At 67.4% G+C, this 1,173-nt stretch carries 1 protein-coding gene; it reads right to left on the reverse strand.

Annotated elements, in window-relative coordinates; translation table 11 throughout:
• Positions 1-1,054: IS1380 family transposase (locus ABZV06_RS32040; RefSeq protein WP_355625996.1), on the reverse strand; the 1,054-nt coding region annotated here is incomplete at its 3' end.
• Positions 1,055-1,173: the final 119 nt, after the last annotated feature.

A 1,173-nucleotide genomic window follows, 5' to 3' on the forward strand; every position in this document is an offset into this window, starting at 1 on the left:
CTAGGAATTGGATGCTGCCGTTGCCGGGCGGGGTGTCGGTGGCGACGATCTGATGCCGCCAGCCTTCGATGGTGTCGAACAGCGACAGCTGGGCTCCGGGATGCGGGCGTTCCCGACGGACGAGGAACCTCGTGCCGTCCGGCCAGCCGGCGGCGTCGAACAGGCCGGTGATCTCGCAGACCTCGGCATGGTCACGCAGATCGCCGCCGGTATCGACGGCGGGGATCCAACCGGTCGCGGCCCGGATCGCTTCTCGGACCGATTCGGTGATCGCGGCGCCGACACTGAATCGGATGTCGAGGTGCTGCTCGCGCAAGGATCGGATGTGGGCGAGGAAGCCGTGGCTGGAACCGGCCGAGTCCGAACGCAGCAGGATCGGGGTGCCATGCCGATGAACGTCGGGGATCTGGGCCAAGGCCTGGTCGAAGACGGTGATGTGGTCGGTGGTGGTGTTGGAACCGGCCCGGCCTTCACGCAGCAGCCCAGCCAAAGCTTCGCCGGTGTTGTCCAGAAAGCACAGCAGCGGATGGAACCCGAACGTCTTCTTCCAGGTGCGGGTCGCTGACTCCTTCTCGGAATGACAGATCACGACGGTCGCGTCGATGTCCAGAACCAGGCCATCGACCGGCTGGCCGGCCACCATCGGCTGCGGCAGGTCGCCGCGGACCTCGGCGTGCTGGGCCCAGGCGACCTCACGGGCATGAGCCCGGGCGGAACGCAGGTCGGCCAGCACGCTGTCGTCGAGGCGGGACAACAGCCTCCACGCAGTCGGGTCGGACGCGACCGGCCCGAACAGGGCCGGCTGGTCCCGCAGCACGGCCAGATCCGCGATGGCCTCACCACCGTCAGCCAGCATCACCGCGAGGTCGACGGCGATCCGGCCCGGGTCATGCCCGCGCTGGCGCTGCCGCAGCACCGCAAGGGCTTGGCTGAACGCCCTGGTCAGCCCGGTCGCGTCAGCGAGATCGGCGAGTAGCCGGGCACCGGCATGACCAACCACGCCCCGCCCGTCCCCGGCCACCGTGATCTTCGGACGTGTTGCGGTAACCTTCACCCTGCAAGTGCCTTCCGTGGCGGGTTAACAGGACTCTCGACAAGCCCTATTTTCCCTGATCAGAAGGCACTTCTTCGTTTCTGCCCAGTCCTTGGACAACCCTTAACGAAGGGCCGAGG

The organism is Micromonospora sp. NPDC005172 (genome assembly GCF_040608555.1).
Taxonomy (GTDB): Bacteria; Actinomycetota; Actinomycetes; order Mycobacteriales; family Micromonosporaceae; genus Micromonospora.